This is a genomic window from Pseudomonas sp. MF6394 (assembly GCF_002018845.1).
Classification (GTDB): domain Bacteria; phylum Pseudomonadota; class Gammaproteobacteria; order Pseudomonadales; family Pseudomonadaceae; genus Aquipseudomonas; species Aquipseudomonas lactis.
The window spans coordinates 150,797-167,362 of the sequence record NZ_MVOJ01000007.1; the positions used below are offsets into that span (position 1 = coordinate 150,797).

Genomic DNA, 16,566 nt, shown 5'->3' on the forward strand with positions numbered 1-16,566 from the left:
TGACGCGGCAACGCTATATATAGTGGCAACCGGATGAGGTCAAGCGCAGCATTCTGCGCGACCTGCCGTTATTGCCCTGTAAAAAGACTGGGTTCGGCCGTGACCAAAGCAAAGCGCGGGACCTGCTCGCCGTCAACTTCGACGGTCTCCAGGAACATGCTCAAAGGGCGCACCCAAAAGCCGTATTCACCATACAGCGCTTGGTAAAACACCACTTCTTCTTCAGTTTCAGAGTGGCGCGCCACGCTGAAAACACGGTACTGCGGCCCCTTGTAATGCTGGTAGAGCCCGGGTTCGACTTTCATGCTCTGGCCCTCATGCAAAATTTGTTGAAAAAAAATATTTAAAAGTTCCAAAAAACAAAAACCGGGGCACTGGGCCCCGGCTTCCGTCAACCGAACGTTTAGACGCGTTCGAAGACGGTGGAGATGCCTTGGCCGAGACCAATGCACATGGTAGCAACCCCAAGGTTGCCGCCATTTTGCTTCATCACGTTAAGCAAAGTGCCGGAGATACGCGCACCGGAGCAACCGAATGGGTGGCCCAGGGCAATCGCACCGCCGTGCAGGTTAACCTTCTCGTTCATCTTGTCGAGTACTTTCAAATCTTTCAGCACGGGCAGGGCCTGTGCGGCGAAAGCTTCGTTGAGCTCGAAGAAGTCGATATCGGAGATGGAAAGGCCCGCGCGCTTCAAGGCTTTTTGTGTGGCCGGTACTGGACCATAGCCCATGATCGCAGGATCCACACCCGCTACTGCCATCGAACGAATCACCGCCAGCGGCTGGATACCCAGGTCCTGGGCACGCTGCGCCGACATCACGATCATGCACGAAGCACCGTCGGTGATCTGCGAGGAAGTACCGGCTGTCACGGTGCCGCCCTTTGGATTGAAGGCTGGCTTGAGGGCCGCCAGGCTTTCCAGGGTGGTGTCCGGACGAATGGTTTCGTCGTAGTCGAACAGTTTCAGGAAACCATTCTCGTCGTAGCCGTTCATCGGGATGATTTCATCCTTGAACTTGCCTTCCACAGTCGCCTTGTGAGCGAGCTGGTGGGAGCGCAGGCCGAACGCGTCCTGGGCTTCACGGGTGATGCCGTGCATTTTGCCGAGCATTTCCGCGGTAAGACCCATCATGCCCGAGGCTTTCGCCGCGTAGAGGGACATGTGCGGGTTAGGATCGACGCCGTGCATCATGCTGACGTGGCCCATGTGCTCCACGCCGCCGACTACGAACACATCGCCGTTGCCGGTCATGATCGCTTGGGCAGCGGTGTGCAGCGCGCTCATCGACGAGCCACACAGGCGGCTGACGGTCTGGCCGGCCGCGGTGTGCGGGATCTGGGTCATCAGCGACGCCATGCGCGCGATGTTCCAGCCCTGCTCCAGGGTCTGGTTGACGCAGCCCCCGATCACGTCCTCGACTTCGTTCGGGTCGACCTTGGTGTTGCGCTCCAGCACTTTGCTGATCAGGTGCGCCGACATGTCTTCGGCGCGGGTGTTGCGGTGCATGCCGCCCTTGGAGCGGCCCATCGGCGTACGACCGAAGTCGACGATCACGACGTCTCTTGGATTCAAGCTCATAAATATTCTCGCTCTAGTCGTCTGGGCACTTAACCGAAGAAGCTCTGGCCGTTCTTGGCCATTTCACGCAGCTTCGCGGTCGGGTGGTACAGCGGGCCCAGATCAGCGTACTGATCAGCCAGGGCAACGAACTGGGCCACACCGATGGAGTCGATGTAACGCAGCGCACCACCACGGAATGGAGGGAAACCAATACCGTACACCAGGCCCATATCGGCTTCGGCGGCGGTTTCAACGATGCCGTCTTCCAGGCAACGCACGGTTTCCAGGCACAGGGCGATCATCATCCAGTTGATGATGTCCTCGTCAGACACCTCACGCTGTTCGTAGATGACCGGAGCGAGTACTTCGTGCACCGATGGGTCGGCCACTTTCTTCTGCTTGCCCTTCTTGTCGGTCTCGTAGGCGTAGAAGCCCTTGCCGTTCTTCTGGCCCAGGCGCTTGGCTTCGTAGAGTGCGTCCACAGCCGAACGACGGTCGTCTTTCATGCGGTCCGGGAAGCCTTCAGCCATGACGTCGCGACCGTGGTGGCCGGTGTCGATACCGACCACGTCCATCAGGTACGCCGGGCCCATTGGCCAGCCGAATTTTTCCATGACCTTGTCGATGCGCACAAAATCCACACCGGCGCTGACCAACTTGGCGAAACCGCCGAAGTACGGGAACAGCACGCGGTTGACCAAGAAGCCCGGGCAGTCATTGACCACGATCGGGTTCTTGCCCATTTTCTTGGCGTAGGCAACGGTAGTGGCCACGGCCAGCTCGCTGGACTTCTCGCCACGGATCACTTCTACCAGCGGCATCATGTGCACCGGGTTGAAGAAGTGCATGCCGACGAAGTTTTCCGGACGCTTGAGGGCCTTGGCCAGCAGCGAGATGGAAATGGTCGAAGTGTTGGAGGCCAGGATGGTGTCATCTTTGACCTGGGCTTCCACTTCAGCCAGCACGGCTTGCTTGACCTTCGGGTTTTCGACAACCGCTTCGACCACCAGGTCGACGTGGCCGAAATCGCCGTAGGACAGCGTAGGACGAATGCCGTTAAGCACTTCAGCCATTTTTGCAGCGGTCATGCGGCCTTTATCAACGCGGCCCACCAGCAGCTTGGCGGCTTCGGCCAGGCCCTGCTCGATCCCGTGTTCGTTGATGTCTTTCATCAGGATCGGCGTGCCTTTGGAGGCCGACTGATAGGCGATACCGCCACCCATGATACCGGCGCCGAGTACGGCAGCCTGTTTCACGTCCTTGGCAATTTCGTCGTAGGCCTTGGCCTTTTTCTTCAATTCCTGATCGTTCAGGAACAGGCCGATCAGGCTTTGCGCAGCCGAGGTTTTCGCCAGTTTGACGAAGCCTGCCGCTTCCACTTCCAGGGCTTTGTCGCGACCGAAGCTCGCGGCCTTCTGGATGGTCTTGATCGCTTCAACCGGCGCCGGGTAGTTCGGGCCGGCCTGGCCGGCCACGAAACCTTTGGCGGTTTCGAACGACATCATCTGTTCGATGGCGTTGAGCTTGAGTTTTTCCAGCTTCGGCTGACGCTTGGCCTTGTAGTCAAATTCGCCGCTGATGGCGCCCTTGATCAGGTTCAGCGCGGCTTCGGCCAGTTTGTCCGGAGCCACTACCGCGTCGACGGCACCGACTTTCAGTGCGTCTTCAGCCTTGTTTTCCTTACCCGCGGCGATCCATTCGATCGCGTTGTCAGCACCGATCAGGCGCGGCAGGCGCACGGTACCGCCAAAGCCTGGGTAGATGCCCAGCTTGACTTCCGGCAGGCCGATCTTGGCCGTCGCGGACATGACGCGGAAATCTGCCGCCAGGCACATTTCCAGGCCGCCGCCCAACGCGATGCCATTGATGGCAGCAACGGTCGGCACGTTGAGGTCTTCGAAATCGCTGAAGATCTTGTTGGCTTCGAGGTTGCCAGCCACCAGCTCGGCATCGGGCAGCTTGAAGTTGTCGACGAATTCGGTGATGTCAGCGCCGACAATAAACACGTCCTTGCCGCTGGAGACGATCACGCCCTTGACCGAAGCATCTGCTTTGATGGTGTCTACGGCCTGACGCAGTTCGTTCAGGGTTAGACGGTTGAACTTGTTGACGGACTCACCCTTGAGGTCGAATTTGAGTTCGACGATGCCACTTTCAAGAGCCTTAACCGTGATGGCTTTACCTTCGTAAATCATCAACTGATCTCCACGATATGGAAGCTGAACAGTACACACTGGACGCTGGTCTCTGGTTTGACATTGACAGTTGAGTCAATGCTCACGCCAATCCGCCAGGCACACCCGCCAGTGCGATAGTCGGGTTTTGTATGAGTCGTCTGACAGGCAAACGCTCAATTCATACGCCCGTTTGATTTGGGTACGCCACCTTCATCCAATTCCGAGCAATTGTCAATCGCTCCAAAGGCTAGTAAAAACGCGACTTTCCAGTCATTTCAGAACCCGGCCCACAGGCAGGCCACCCGTCAATATTCAAATATTCACAGGATCAATAATAGAAAAGATGTGGGAAAAGGCTGTACAGAAAGCAATACACGGCTAGGCTAGCGGCAACCTACAGATTTACCGGCCTGCCTGGCCACCTCCAGCCCGATGATGATGTCGGGCTTTTTATTGCCCGGCTTTCCTGGCTTTTTATTTGCTCGGCTTTTCTGTAGGAGCGAGCTTGCTCGCGAAAACCTGGAGAGCGCCGCGTGTAGCCTGATTATCCGCGTTAGCGTTGGCGATTTTCGCGAGCAAGCTCGCGCCTACAAGGTTTGGGTCAGGCCAGGGCCTTGAGCAGCGTATCGATGTCTTTGAGTACGCTTGCGTCGCCCTTCTCACCCCAATACAAAGCAATCATCTGTTTGTCAGCCTCGACCTTGTAGACGTTCGCCGGCAGCGTTGCAAAATGCGGCAACAACTTCTCATCCACACAAGGTTCACGCCACTGATTGACCCATAGCCCCGGCTCCAGTTGCCAGTAACTCCAGGTTGCGGGCGTGCTACCGCGCCGTGGTCGGCAGTACTGCGCACAGGGGCTCGGCGGCTCCTGCTTGAGCCAGTGCGGCCACTCCTGAGGCGCCAACTGCATGGCCAACCCGATGCGGCGTGCCTCCATGCGCAGGGCCATGCGCCCGCTCTGCTGGCGCGAAGGACGCAGCCATACCAGGGGGCTTAAAACCACCGCAAGGATTGACACCACTATCCAGACCGTCATATGTGTACTCCCGAATTTCTAGATGAGCGGATTTGATCTGCGGCAACCCCATCCGCTTGAAAGCAGCCATACTGAACTTATTGCAGTCCCCTGGAGGAACGCCTCATGCCCTACGAACATATTCTGGTCGCTGTCGACCTGACCGAAGAGTGCGACCCAGTGATCAAGCGCGCACAGGAATCCGCGATTGCCAATGGCGCCAAACTGTCGTTGGTACACATCGTCGAGCCCATGGCCATGGCCTTTGGTGGTGACGTGCCGATGGACCTTTCCCAGCTGCAGCAGCAACAATTTGACCAGGCCAAGGAGCGCCTGGACCGTTTGATTCTCAAATACCCGCACCTGAAAAAGGAAGACTGCCACCTGACATACGGCCAACCGCGCCAGGAAATTCACCACTTGGCCAAGGAACAGGGTTGTGACCTGATCGTAGTGGGTAGCCATGGGCGCCACGGCTTGGCCTTGCTGCTGGGCTCGACCGCCAATGATGTATTGCACGGCGCGCCGTGCGATGTGCTGGCCGTCAAACTGGTAAAGAGTTCGTAAGACCGATGAAGGTCTAATGTGGGAGCTGGCTTGCCTGCGATAGCAGCCTGTCAGTTGATGCATCAAGTGGCTGATACACCGCTATCGCAGGCAAGCCAGCTCCCACAGTTGGATCGCATTTCATATTAAAAAGCCCGGCGCTCATAGAAGAGCGCCGGGCTTTTTTATTGCGGTGCGATCACTCAAGCATCCAACTCGGCCCAACGCTCAACCAACGCTTCCAGCTCCTGGTTCAACGTCTCCAAAGAGGCGATGACCTTGGCAGTTTCTGCCGCAGGGCGCAGGTAGAAACCAGCGTCAGCCATTTCCGCTTCGACCGCAGCAATCTGCTGTTCCTTGGCGTCGATCTCACCCGGCAAGGCTTCCAGCTCGCGCTGCAACTTATAGCTCAGCTTTTTCTTGGCCGGCGCAGCGTCAGCCGCCGGTGCAGGCGCTTGGGCAGCGACCGGAGCCACCACCGCCGTGTTCAAGTCTGCTTTGCCCGACTTGCTCTCGGTCACGCCCAGCAGGCGCGGTGAGCCGCCCTGGCGCAGCCAGTCCTGATAGCCGCCCACGTATTCACGCACCTTGCCTTCACCTTCGAAGACCAGGGTGCTGGTGACCACGTTGTCGAGGAATTCCCGGTCGTGGCTGACCATCAGTACGGTGCCGTTGAAGGTCAGCAGGACCTCTTCCAGCAGTTCCAGGGTTTCCACGTCGAGGTCGTTGGTCGGTTCGTCGAGTACCAGCAGGTTGGCCGGCTTGCTGAACAGCTTGGCCAGCAGCAGGCGCGCACGCTCACCACCCGACAGCGCCTTGACCGGCGTGCGCGCACGTTGCGGGCTGAACAGGAAGTCACCCAGGTAGCTGAGTACGTGGCGGCTCTGGCCGTCGATGTCGATAAAGTCACGGCCTTCGGCGACGTTGTCGATCACGGTCTTTTCCAGGTCCAACTGGTGGCGCAACTGGTCAAAGTAGGCCACGTCGATGCGAGTGCCCTCTTCCACCTTGCCGCTGGTCGGTTGCAGACCGCTGAGCATCAGCTTGAGCAACGTAGTCTTGCCGGTACCGTTGGCGCCCAGCAGGCCGATACGGTCGCCGCGCTGCAGGACCATGGAGAAGTCCTTGATCAGGAACGGGCCGTCCGGGTGATGGAAGCTGACGTTCTCCAGCACCATCACTTGCTTGCCCGACTTGTCGGCAGTATCGAGCTGGATATTGGCCTTGCCGGTGCGCTCGCGGCGCTCACTGCGCTCGACGCGCAAGGCTTTCAAGGCACGTACGCGGCCTTCGTTACGGGTGCGACGGGCCTTGATGCCCTGGCGGATCCAGACTTCTTCCTGGGCCAGCTTCTTGTCGAACAGCGCGTTGGCAGTTTCTTCGGCCGCCAGGGCGGCTTCCTTGTGCACCAGGAAGCTGGCGTAGTCGCCGTTCCAGTCGATCAGGCCGCCACGGTCCAGTTCGAGGATGCGCGTGGCCAGGCTCTGCAGAAATGCACGGTCGTGCGTGATAAACAGCACGGCGCCCTGGAAGTCCTTGATGGCTTCTTCAAGCCAGGCAATGGCGCCGATGTCCAGGTGGTTGGTCGGTTCGTCGAGCAGCAGCAGGTCCGGCTCGGACACCAGGGCCTGGGCCAGCAGCACGCGACGACGCCAGCCGCCGGACAATTCGGCGAGGGTCTTGTCGGCCGGCAGTTGCAGGCGGCTCAGGGTGCTGTCCACCAGTTGCTGCAAGCGCCAGCCGTCACGGGCTTCGAGGTCTTGCTGGACGTGCATCAGTTTGTCGAGGTCTTCCTCGGTGACGCAGTTCTGCGCCAGGTGATGGTATTGCGCGAGCAACTCGCCAACGCCGTCCAGGCCTTCGGCAACCACGTCGAACACTGTCCGTCCGTCGGCCACCGGCAATTCTTGCGGCAATTCGCCGATCTTGAGGCCCGGGGCACGCCAGACAGAGCCGTCATCGGGCTTCTGGTCGCCTTTTACCAGCTTCATCATGCTGGACTTGCCGGTGCCGTTGCGGCCGATGATGCACACCCGCTCACCACGGGCGATCTGCCAGGACACCTTGTCCAACAACGGCATGGCGCCGAAAGCAAGGGACACATCGCTGAATTTGAGCAGGGTCATACGCTTCTCCAAAAACTGGGCGCGCATTCTACCTGATGTGAGGGTGGGATGCGGTCGGCATTTTCTCTATTGACACGTTCTGTAGGACATTTCCGGCGAACTTGAACGAACCAGCCGGCAAAGCTTTCGCGGGCCGCTGGCAAAAGGCTAAGCTAGGGGCAATCAGTGTCGGCAGTGCCGGTGCTAATCGTGATTTCTCTGCACGGACGTCTCATGCGCAGTCGCCTTTTCAACTTTTTATCTTGTCTGCTTCTTTCCGCCACTGCCGTTCAATCCGCCCAGGCGGTGGACCTCACCACTCAACGCCAGTATTACGATCAAGCCAAACGTGCCCTGGCCAAGGGTGACAGCGGCCCCTACATGCAATACAGCCAGGCCCTGGCCGATTACCCGCTCACGCCCTACCTGGCCTATGACGAGTTGACCGCGCGCCTGAAAACCGCGAGCAACGAGGAAATCGAACAATTTCTCGCCAAACACGGCGACCTGCCCCAGGCCAACTGGATGAAACTGCGTTGGCTGCGCTGGCTGGCCGAACGCGGCGATTGGCAGACCTTTGAAAAGTACTACGACACCAAGCTCAATTTCGTCGAACTTGACTGCCTGCATGGCCAATATCAGCTCAGCCACAACCTGAAGGCCGAAGGCTACAAGACCGCCGAAAAGCTGTGGATGACCGGCAAATCCCAACCAGCCGCCTGTGACGCCACGTTTGGCCAATGGGCCGCTGCCGGCCAACTCACCGAGCAGAAGATCTGGGAGCGCACCAAGCTCGCCGCCGAAGCGCGTAACTACGCGCTGGCCAATAGCCTGGTGAAAACCCTGCCCACCCTCGGTGTCCAAGGCCGCTTGATGGTGGATGTGGCGCAAAAGCCCGACATGCTCAGTGACCCGTCACGCTTCCAGCCGGCCACCGAGGCCATGGCTGACGCCGTGGGCCTGGGCCTGCGCCGCCTGGCACGCCAGGATCCGGACAAGGCCATGTCCCTGCTCGACGGTTACGCCAGCAGCATGCACTTCTCCCGTGACGAAAAAGTGTCGATTGCCCGCGAGATCGGCTTGACCCTGGCCAAGCGCTTCGACCCGCGCGCGCTGGAGGTCATGACCAAGTATGACCCCGAGCTGCGCGACAATACGGTCTCCGAGTGGCGCCTGCGCCTGCTGCTGCGCCTGGCGCGCTGGGAAGACGCCTACCAGTTGACCCGCAAACTCCCACAAGACCTGGCCACCACCAACCGCTGGCGCTACTGGCAGGCGCGCAGCCTGGAACTGGCCGAGCCGAAAAACCCGCAAGCCTTGGTGCTGTATAAAAACGTCGCCAAGGAGCGCGATTTCTACGGTTTCCTCGCCGCTGACCGCTCCAAATCGCCTTACCAGTTGAACAACAAGCCGCTGGTGATGAGCCAGGCTCTGGTCAACAAGGTCCGCAACACCCCAGGCGTGCGCCGTGCCCTGGAGTTCTACGCCCGCGGCCAGATCGTCGACGGCCGCCGTGAGTGGTACCACGTCAGCCGTCATTTCAACCGTGACGAGATGGTCGCCCAGGCCAAACTGGCCTACGACATGAAGTGGTACTTCCCGGCGATCCGCACCATCAGCCAGGCCCAGTACTGGGACGACCTGGACATCCGCTTCCCGATGGCCCACCGCGACACCCTGGTGCGCGAAGCCAAGGTACGTGGCCTGCACTCCAGCTGGATCTTTGCCATCACGCGCCAGGAAAGCGCGTTCATGGATGACGCCCGCTCCGGCGTTGGCGCCAGCGGCCTGATGCAACTGATGCCCGGCACCGCCAAGGAAACCGCGCGCAAGTTCAGTATCCCCCTGGCCTCCCCGGCCCAGGTGCTGGACCCGGATAAAAACATCCAGCTCGGCGCTGCTTACCTGAGCCAGGTGCACAGCCAGTTCAACGGCAACCGCGTGCTCGCCTCCGCTGCCTACAACGCCGGCCCAGGCCGCGTGCGCCAATGGCTGCGCGGCGCAGACCACTTGAGTTTCGACGTATGGGTGGAAAGCATCCCCTTCGACGAAACCCGCCAGTATGTGCAGAACGTGCTGTCTTATTCGGTGATCTACGGGCAGAAGCTCAACTCACCGCAGCCGTTGGTGGATTGGCATGAGCGCTACTTCGACGACCAGTAGGAGCGAGCTTGCTCGCGAAGAACGTCAACGCTAACGCGTGCTTTCTGGATAAACACGGCGCCTGTGAGGTCTTCGCGAGCAAGCTCGCTCCTACAGAGGGTCCAGTGCCCGCATCGAGAGATGCGGGCATTTTTTATTTCACCTGTTCAGCTCCATCACTGAACTGCAACGCCGCCAACCGCGCATACAGCGGGTTGCTCGCAATCAACTGCTGATGCGTGCCCACCGCCACCAGCTTGCCCTGGTCCATCACCGCAATGCGGTCGGCATTCTTCACCGTGGCCAAACGGTGTGCGATCACCAGCGTGGTGCGCCCCTGCATGAGTTGCGGCAGCGCTTGCTGGATCAGGTGTTCGCTCTGAGCGTCGAGGGCGCTGGTGGCTTCGTCCAGCAGCAGGATCGGTGCGTCGACCAACAGGGCGCGGGCGATGGCCAGGCGTTGACGTTGGCCGCCGGAGAGGCCCTGGCCACTTTCGCCGAGGTGGGTTTGGTAGCCGTCGGGCATTTGCAGGATGAAGTCGTGGGCGTGGGCAATACGCGCGGCAGCTTCAACCTGGGCGGTGGTGGCGGACGGGTTGCCGTAGCGGATGTTGTCCTCGACGCTGCCAAAGAACAACGCCGGGCTCTGGGACACCAGGGCGAAATGGCGCCGCAGGTCTAATGGGTCAAGCTCGGTCAGCGGCTGGCCTTCAAGCAGGATGCGGCCTTGCTGGGGGTCGTAGAAGCGCAGCAGCAGGTCGAAGATCGTCGACTTGCCCGCACCGGACGGCCCTACCAACGCCAGGGTTTCGCCCGGGTTGATGGTGAGGTTCAAGCCGTCGATGGCGTAGCTGTCCGGTCGCGAGGGGTAGGAAAAACGCAGGTCTTGCAGTTCCATGCGGCCGCTGACCCGTTCTGGCAAACGTACCCCGCCTGTGGCCGGCGCCTGGATGTCGTTGCCTGACTGCAACAGTTCACCGATCCGCTCGGCCGCCCCGGCGGCACGCTGCAACTCGCCGAGCACTTCGCTCAGGGTGCCGACAGCGCTGCCGACAATCAGGCTGTAGAACACGAACGCCGCCAGCTCACCGCCGGAAATGCGCCCGCTGATCACGTCCATGCCGCCCACCCACAGCATCACGCCCACCGCGCCGAGCACCAGCATGATCACCAGGGTAATCAGCCAGGAGCGCTGCAAGATGCGCTTACGTGCGGTGATGAAGGCGTCCTCGACGGTGACGGCAAAGCGCTGTTCGTCCTGCACCTGATGGTTATAGGCCTGCACGGTCTTGATCTGGCCCAAGGTCTCGGCGACATAGCTGCCAACGTCCGCGATACGGTCCTGGCTCAAACGCGACAGGCTGCGCACCCGACGCCCGAAGATCAGGATCGGCGCCAGCACCAACGGCAACGCCACCACCACGATACTGGTGAGCTTGGGGTTCGTGATAAACAGCAACACGATGCCGCCGATCACCATCAGCGCATTGCGCAAAAACAGCGACAGCGATGAGCCGATCACCGATTGCAGCAAGGTGGTGTCGGTGGTCAGCCGCGACTGGATTTCCGAGCTGCGGTTGTTCTCGTAGAAGCCTGGGTGCAGGTAGATCAGGTGGTTGAACACTTGCCGGCGAATATCGGCCACTACCCGCTCGCCAATCCACGACACCAGGTAAAACCGCGTGAAGGTGCCCACGGCCAGGCCGAGCACCAACAGCATGAACAGGCCGATGGACTGGTTGAGCAGGTGCGGCGACTGGGTCATGAAGCCCTGGTCCACCAGCAGGCGTATGCCCTGCCCCATGGACAAGGTGATGCCAGCGGTGACGATCAGCGCCAGCAGTGCGCCAAGCGCCTGCCAGCGATAGGGTGCGATAAAGCGGCTGGCCAGGCGAATCGCACGGCGTTGACGGATGGAGAACATGGGAGGTATCACCAATGAGGAATCTGTACCCTCCAACATTGGGGGAACTTGCGCGAATAACAATGAGTCAGGTTAATTATGCCCACCGATGCAGGCCGCTAGAGGCTATCGGTCTAAGCCTCATCTGGAAATATGTACCGGTTTCTGGTGGACTGGGTGTTCAAACCGATGAGCGTGTAAGGAGTTGTAACGGCGCGTTCATGCGGGGGAATTAAAGTAGGTACACAACCTGATGAGGAGACAGGCCATGACCTTGCAAAATAGCAGCGACGCCAAGATTGAAGTGATCCGCCAGCCGCAACAGTTGCCTTGCTCGTATATCGATGCCAAAGGCCAGGAAGTGCAGATTACCGAAGAAATGATCCAGCAAGCCTGCAGCGAACTGGAACAGCGACTGGTCAAGCCTGCCCAGCAAGGCTGAAGCGCCCACGCTCTTTCAAACCCGGCCCCGGTGGCCGGGTTTTTTATGCCCCCTGTAGGAGCGAGCTTGCTCGCGAAAAACCTGAGGGCGCCGCGTTAAATCAGAAACGCTGCGTTATCGTTGACGTTTTTCGCGAGCAAGCTCGCTCCTACAGTTATAGGTGTACGGCACCCAGAGCAGTGACGATCTGTGACAGCACCGCCGACTCCCCCTTGATGCGCACCTTCAAGCCATCGATCTCGCGACGTTCCGGGTAATGCTTGCGCAGCAGGTCAAAGGCCTGGCGCTGTTCCTGCACGGTACCTACCAGGCTGCGACGGAAATCCGCATCGTCACGGCGTGGGTCGTACACACTGCGGCACAAGGTCGCCAGTGCCCAGGCCGGGTCAGTCGTAGCGTTAAGGTGCATCTCGGCCAGCCAGGGGGCCGGCAGCAAATCACTCAGCTGGATACTCGGCTCATGGCCCAGGTGCGCACACAGCGCCTGGTAAATCTGCGCGGTGCCGCGCTGCTTGCCATCGAGGCTGTAGCCGGCGATATGGGGCGTGGCCAGCACGCACAGGTCTGCCAGCTCGACATCCACCTCGGGCTCGCCTTCCCACACGTCCAGCACCGCTTGCAGGTCTTCGCGCGCCAGCAACACCTCGCGCAGGGCGGCGTTATCCACCACCGGGCCCCGGCTGGCGTTGATCAGCCAGGTGCCCGGCTTGAGCTGTTCCAGGCGCTGGTGATCAAACAGGTGCCAGGTTGAACCGTTGCCGGACTTGATCAGCGGCGTATGCAAGCTGATCACGTCACAGTGCTCGATGATCTGCTGCAGGCTGACGTAATCACCGTCTTCGGTGACCTGGCGCGGTGGGTCGCACACCAACACATTCCAGCCCAGGCCCTTGAGCACCTTGACCAAGCGCCCGCCGACTTCACCGGCGCCGACGATGCCGTAGGTACGCTGCTTGAGGTCGGCGCCTTCGATTTCAGCCAGGGTCTGCAAGCTGCCGAGCACGTAGTCCACCACCCCACGCGCATTGCAGCCGGGCGCGCTGGACCACTGGATACCCGCTTGCTTGAAGTAGTCGAGGTCCAGGTGGTCGGTGCCGATGGTGCACGTGCCGACAAAGCGCACGTTACTGCCCTCGAGCAGGGCGCGGTTGACGTTGGTCACCGAGCGCACCAGCAGTACATCGGCCTGCTCGACCGTGGCGCGGTCGATGGAACGGCCAGGCACACGGCGAATCTCGCCAAACCCTTCGAAGAATGCATCGAGCAGCGGGATATTTTCGTCGGCAACAATCAGCATGGCAGGCTCCTTTGGCGGATTGGCAGTGTACAGAAGATCCTGTGTAGGAGCTGGCTTGCCTGCGATTGCATCGACCCGGTTTGCCTGATGTACCGAGGTGCCCGCATCGCAGGCAAGCCAGCTCCCACAGGGATCAGCGCAGGCCTGGGAGCATTGCTTACAAATCCCTAACACAGGTTTTTTCCTGACCACTGCGTCAACGCGTAGAATCCGCCGTCCTTGCGACTGCCTTTTTATTGGACACCTGTACGTGAACACTGCCACCGCTACCCTCTCCCGCCCCGCCCGCATCAGCCGGGAAGTGCGCGGCCTGCTGACGCTGGCCTTGCCGATCATGATTGGCCAACTGGCAACCACCGCGATGAGCTTCGTCGATGCGGTGATGGCCGGGCGCGTGAGCCCGCAGGACTTGGCGGCGGTGGGCCTGGGTAATTCGATCTGGATCCCGGTGTACCTGTTGATGACCGGTACTCTGCTGGCCACCACGCCGAAAGTTGCCGAGCGTTATGGCGCGGGCAAACTCACCGAGATCGGGCCTCTGGTGCGCCAATCGTTGTGGTTGGCCGTGGTGGTCGGCCTCTGCGGCGCGCTGCTGTTGCTGTGCGCCGAGCCGATCCTGCATGCCATGAAGGTCGAGCCCGACCTGATCGAGCCGTCCATGGGCTACCTGCACGGCATCGCCGCCGGTATGCCGGCGGTTGCGTTGTACTACGTGTTTCGCTGTTTCAGTGACGGCCTGGGCCGCACACGGCCGAGCATGGTCATGGGCTTGTGCGGGTTGGCGCTGAATATTCCGCTGAACTACATCTTCATCTACGGCCACTTTGGCGTACCGGCCATGGGCGGCGTGGGCTGTGGCTGGGCTACCGCCATTGCGATGTGGGTGATGATGATCGGCCTGGCCATCTGGACGCGCTGGGGCGCGGCCTATCAAAGCAGCGAATTGTTCAAGCGCTTCGACTGGCCGCAATGGACGGTGATCAAGCGCATATTGGGCATAGGCCTGCCGATTGGTGTGGCGATCTTCGCCGAGTCGAGCATTTTCGCGGTGATTGCCCTGTTGCTTGGCAGCCTGGGCGCTACCGTGGTGTCCGGCCATCAGATCGCCCTGAACGTCAGCTCCCTGGTGTTCATGATCCCCTATTCCCTGAGCATGGCCGTCACCGTGCGGGTCGGCCAGGCGTTGGGGCGCGGCGAACCCCGGGAAGCTCGCTTCGCCGCCGGCGTCGGCATGGGCACCGCCCTGGCGTACGCGTGCTTTTCCTGCAGCTTGATGCTGCTGTTTCGCGAGCAGATTGCAGCGATCTACACCCCTGACCCGGTGGTGATCCACTTGGCGTCGATGCTGATTGTGTTCTCGGCGTTGTTCCAGTTCTCCGACTCGATCCAGGTCACCGCCGCGGGCGCACTGCGCGGCTATCAGGACACCCGGGTGACCATGGTACTGACCCTGTTCGCCTATTGGGGCGTGGGCCTGCCGGTGGGCTACGCCCTGGGCCTGACCAACTGGCTCGGTGAGCCCAGCGGCCCGAGCGGTTTATGGCAAGGCCTGATCGTGGGCTTGAGCTGTGCGGCGGGGATGTTGGTGGTGCGCCTGGCGCGCAGTGCACGCCGACGCATTCGGGCCCAGTAGGAGCGAGCTTGCTCGCGAAAAACGTTAACGATTACGCGGGCTTTCTGAGTGAACGCGGCGCTCTCTGGTTTTTCGCGAGCAAGCTCGCTCCTACAGAGGGTTCGGGGTCACTCGGCTTTCTTGCGGATCCAGTACAGGTAGGTACCAGCATCTTCCTGCTGACCCACCAGTTCGTGGTCGAGAAACACGCAGAACTTGGGGATATCGCGACGGGTCGACGGGTCGGTGGCGATCACCTTGAGCAGGCCGCCCGCCGGCAGGTCGCGGATGTGCTGGTGCAACATCATCACCGGCTCTGGGCAATTGAGGCCGGTGGCGTCGAGGGTGCCGTCAACCGGCAGTTCAAGACTCATACTTCACTCCTAAAACTAACCCGGACTCCTGTGGGAGCGGGCTTGCTCGCGAAGACGCGGGCACATTCAACATAAATTTTGACTGTTATACCGCTTTCGCGAGCAAGCCCGCTCCCACATTTTGGATCTCAGCGGCTTTTGGTTTTCTTTACGTCTACCAGGCGGCGCAGGTGACATGTCACTTCTTCGCGGTCGTGGTAGAGCTGCTTGCAGCCGATCTCCACACGGATTCCACGCGCCTTGAAGCCCTCTTCGATGCGTTCCAGCAAACGCTTCACTTCGGCGTAACGCTGTTTCATCGGTAACTTCAGGTTCACCACCGCCTCGCGGCAATGCCCTTCGCCAATCCAGGTTTCCAACAGTGCCGCGTTGCGCGCAGGTTTCTCGACGATGTCGCAGACCATCCAGTCTACCGGCTGCTTGGGCACGAAGGTGAAGCCGTCGGCCATCAGGTGCTGCACCAGGCCAGTGTCCATCAGGCTTTCGGCCATGGGGCCGTTGTCGATGGCGGTCACCAGCATGCCACGGTTGACCAATTGCCAGGTCCAGCCGCCTGGCGCTGCGCCAAGGTCGACGCCGGTCATGTCGCCGTGCAGGCGTTCGTCCCACTGGTCACGGGGGATAAAGTGGTGCCAGGCCTCCTCCAGCTTGAGGGTCGAGCGGCTAGGCGCGTCACGCGGGAACTTGAGGCGCGGAATGCCCATGGGCCACATCGCCGAGTTGTTCGACTCGGCCAGGCCCATGAACACTTCGCGACCGCTCTTGAAGGTCAGCAGCAGGCGCGGCTTGCTCGGGTCGTCCACCAGCTTGCCGGCGTTAAGCAGGGCTTTGCGCAGGTGCACTTCGAATTTCTTGCAGAAGTTGGACAGTTCCTTGCCGTCGTTGGTGTCGACCATCTCCAGCCACAGGCTGCCGCACACAGGGAATTCGCGCAGGTGGGCGAGGATCACGCTGATGCGGTCGGTTTCCGGCAGGTCGATAAACACCCCGCGCGCCCACTGCCTCGGGAAGATCAGCTCGGCAAAGCGCTGGCCGTGCATCAGGCGCTGGGCGCCGTCTTCTTCGGTGCAGACAAATTCGGCGCAGGCGCTGCCGGTCTTGGCCTTGGCGTAGCCGGAAACGTTCAGGCGCGCGGCGTGCTCCGCGATCTCGGAACAGACTTCGCCTTCAAAACCCGGGCGGCAGTGCATAAAAAGGGTGTTCATTGAATCTCCTGGTGAATCAACCGGCGTTGCGCTATCGCAATACCTGTCATGAAAACGCGCGCATGATAGCCGAGTTCGGAACCTTGGACTCAGCGATAGAGTCCAGTTATTAGCCTGCTAATGAAAACAGCGCTAACGTGATAGCTCTGTTCGTCCCGTCAGGTCCGTAGCCGTGCGGACCATA

13 protein-coding genes are annotated in these 16,566 nt (G+C 60.5%); 4 read left to right on the top strand and 9 right to left on the bottom strand.

The annotated features are described in order from the left end of the window. Positions 1-68: 68 nt before the first annotated feature. From MF6394_RS10300 to MF6394_RS10315, 4 genes are all read right to left on the bottom strand, one after another. Positions 69-305 carry a DUF1653 domain-containing protein gene (locus MF6394_RS10300; RefSeq protein ID WP_003189651.1) on the bottom strand — a complete coding sequence of 79 codons (237 nt, stop codon included), beginning with the start codon at positions 303-305 and terminating at the stop codon, positions 69-71. A 98-nt stretch (positions 306-403) separates the two neighbouring features. Further along, positions 404-1,579, bottom strand: coding sequence for an acetyl-CoA C-acyltransferase FadA (gene fadA, locus MF6394_RS10305; protein ID WP_078466628.1), 1,176 nt, complete (start codon positions 1,577-1,579; stop codon positions 404-406). Positions 1,580-1,608: 29 nt separating this feature from the next. Then, positions 1,609-3,756, bottom strand: coding sequence for a fatty acid oxidation complex subunit alpha FadB (gene fadB, locus MF6394_RS10310; RefSeq protein WP_044272905.1), 2,148 nt, complete (start codon positions 3,754-3,756; stop codon positions 1,609-1,611). Positions 3,757-4,339: 583 nt separating this feature from the next. Further along, entirely contained in the window at positions 4,340-4,777 is a 438-nt protein-coding gene (locus MF6394_RS10315) for a hypothetical protein (RefSeq protein WP_047710330.1), read from the bottom strand. Between the two features lie 105 nt (positions 4,778-4,882). Between MF6394_RS10315 and MF6394_RS10320 the strand changes: the two genes are divergently transcribed. After that, positions 4,883-5,323 carry a universal stress protein gene (locus MF6394_RS10320; protein WP_069558103.1) on the top strand — a complete coding sequence of 147 codons (441 nt, stop codon included), beginning with the start codon at positions 4,883-4,885 and terminating at the stop codon, positions 5,321-5,323. A 182-nt stretch (positions 5,324-5,505) separates the two neighbouring features. On the opposite strand, the gene MF6394_RS10325 is transcribed toward MF6394_RS10320, so the two are convergent. Then, the gene (locus MF6394_RS10325) at positions 5,506-7,428 is read right to left on the bottom strand and encodes an ATP-binding cassette domain-containing protein (RefSeq protein ID WP_078466629.1); all 1,923 of its coding nucleotides are present in this window, start codon (positions 7,426-7,428) and stop codon (positions 5,506-5,508) included. A 213-nt stretch (positions 7,429-7,641) separates the two neighbouring features. Between MF6394_RS10325 and MF6394_RS10330 the strand changes: the two genes are divergently transcribed. Continuing rightward, a complete protein-coding gene (locus tag MF6394_RS10330; RefSeq protein ID WP_069558102.1) occupies positions 7,642-9,570 on the top strand; it encodes a transglycosylase SLT domain-containing protein in 1,929 nt (642 codons plus the stop codon). A 133-nt stretch (positions 9,571-9,703) separates the two neighbouring features. On the opposite strand, the gene MF6394_RS10335 is transcribed toward MF6394_RS10330, so the two are convergent. Further along, positions 9,704-11,473: an ABC transporter ATP-binding protein/permease gene (locus MF6394_RS10335; protein ID WP_044272899.1), complete on the bottom strand. Its 1,770-nt coding sequence runs from the start codon at positions 11,471-11,473 to the stop codon at positions 9,704-9,706. Between the two features lie 247 nt (positions 11,474-11,720). Between MF6394_RS10335 and MF6394_RS34265 the strand changes: the two genes are divergently transcribed. Then, positions 11,721-11,894 (top strand): PA1571 family protein, encoded by a 174-nt coding sequence (locus MF6394_RS34265; RefSeq protein WP_003189642.1) that lies wholly within the window; start codon positions 11,721-11,723, stop codon positions 11,892-11,894. Positions 11,895-12,048: 154 nt separating this feature from the next. On the opposite strand, the gene pdxB is transcribed toward MF6394_RS34265, so the two are convergent. Beyond that, entirely contained in the window at positions 12,049-13,191 is a 1,143-nt protein-coding gene (gene pdxB / locus MF6394_RS10340) for a 4-phosphoerythronate dehydrogenase PdxB (RefSeq protein WP_078466630.1), read from the bottom strand. A gap of 250 nt (positions 13,192-13,441) precedes the next feature. Between pdxB and MF6394_RS10345 the strand changes: the two genes are divergently transcribed. Continuing rightward, complete coding sequence (locus tag MF6394_RS10345) at positions 13,442-14,824, top strand: MATE family efflux transporter (RefSeq protein WP_078466631.1); 1,383 nt, start codon at positions 13,442-13,444, stop codon at positions 14,822-14,824. 107 nt (positions 14,825-14,931) lie between these two features. Here the strand turns inward: MF6394_RS10345 and tusA are convergent, their stop codons facing one another. Both tusA and rlmM read right to left on the bottom strand, forming a co-directional pair. After that, the gene (tusA, locus tag MF6394_RS10350; RefSeq protein WP_078466632.1) at positions 14,932-15,177 is read right to left on the bottom strand and encodes a sulfurtransferase TusA; all 246 of its coding nucleotides are present in this window, start codon (positions 15,175-15,177) and stop codon (positions 14,932-14,934) included. 128 nt (positions 15,178-15,305) lie between these two features. Continuing rightward, a complete protein-coding gene (gene rlmM / locus MF6394_RS10355) occupies positions 15,306-16,382 on the bottom strand; it encodes a 23S rRNA (cytidine(2498)-2'-O)-methyltransferase RlmM (protein WP_069558100.1) in 1,077 nt (358 codons plus the stop codon). Positions 16,383-16,566 lie beyond the last annotated feature (184 nt).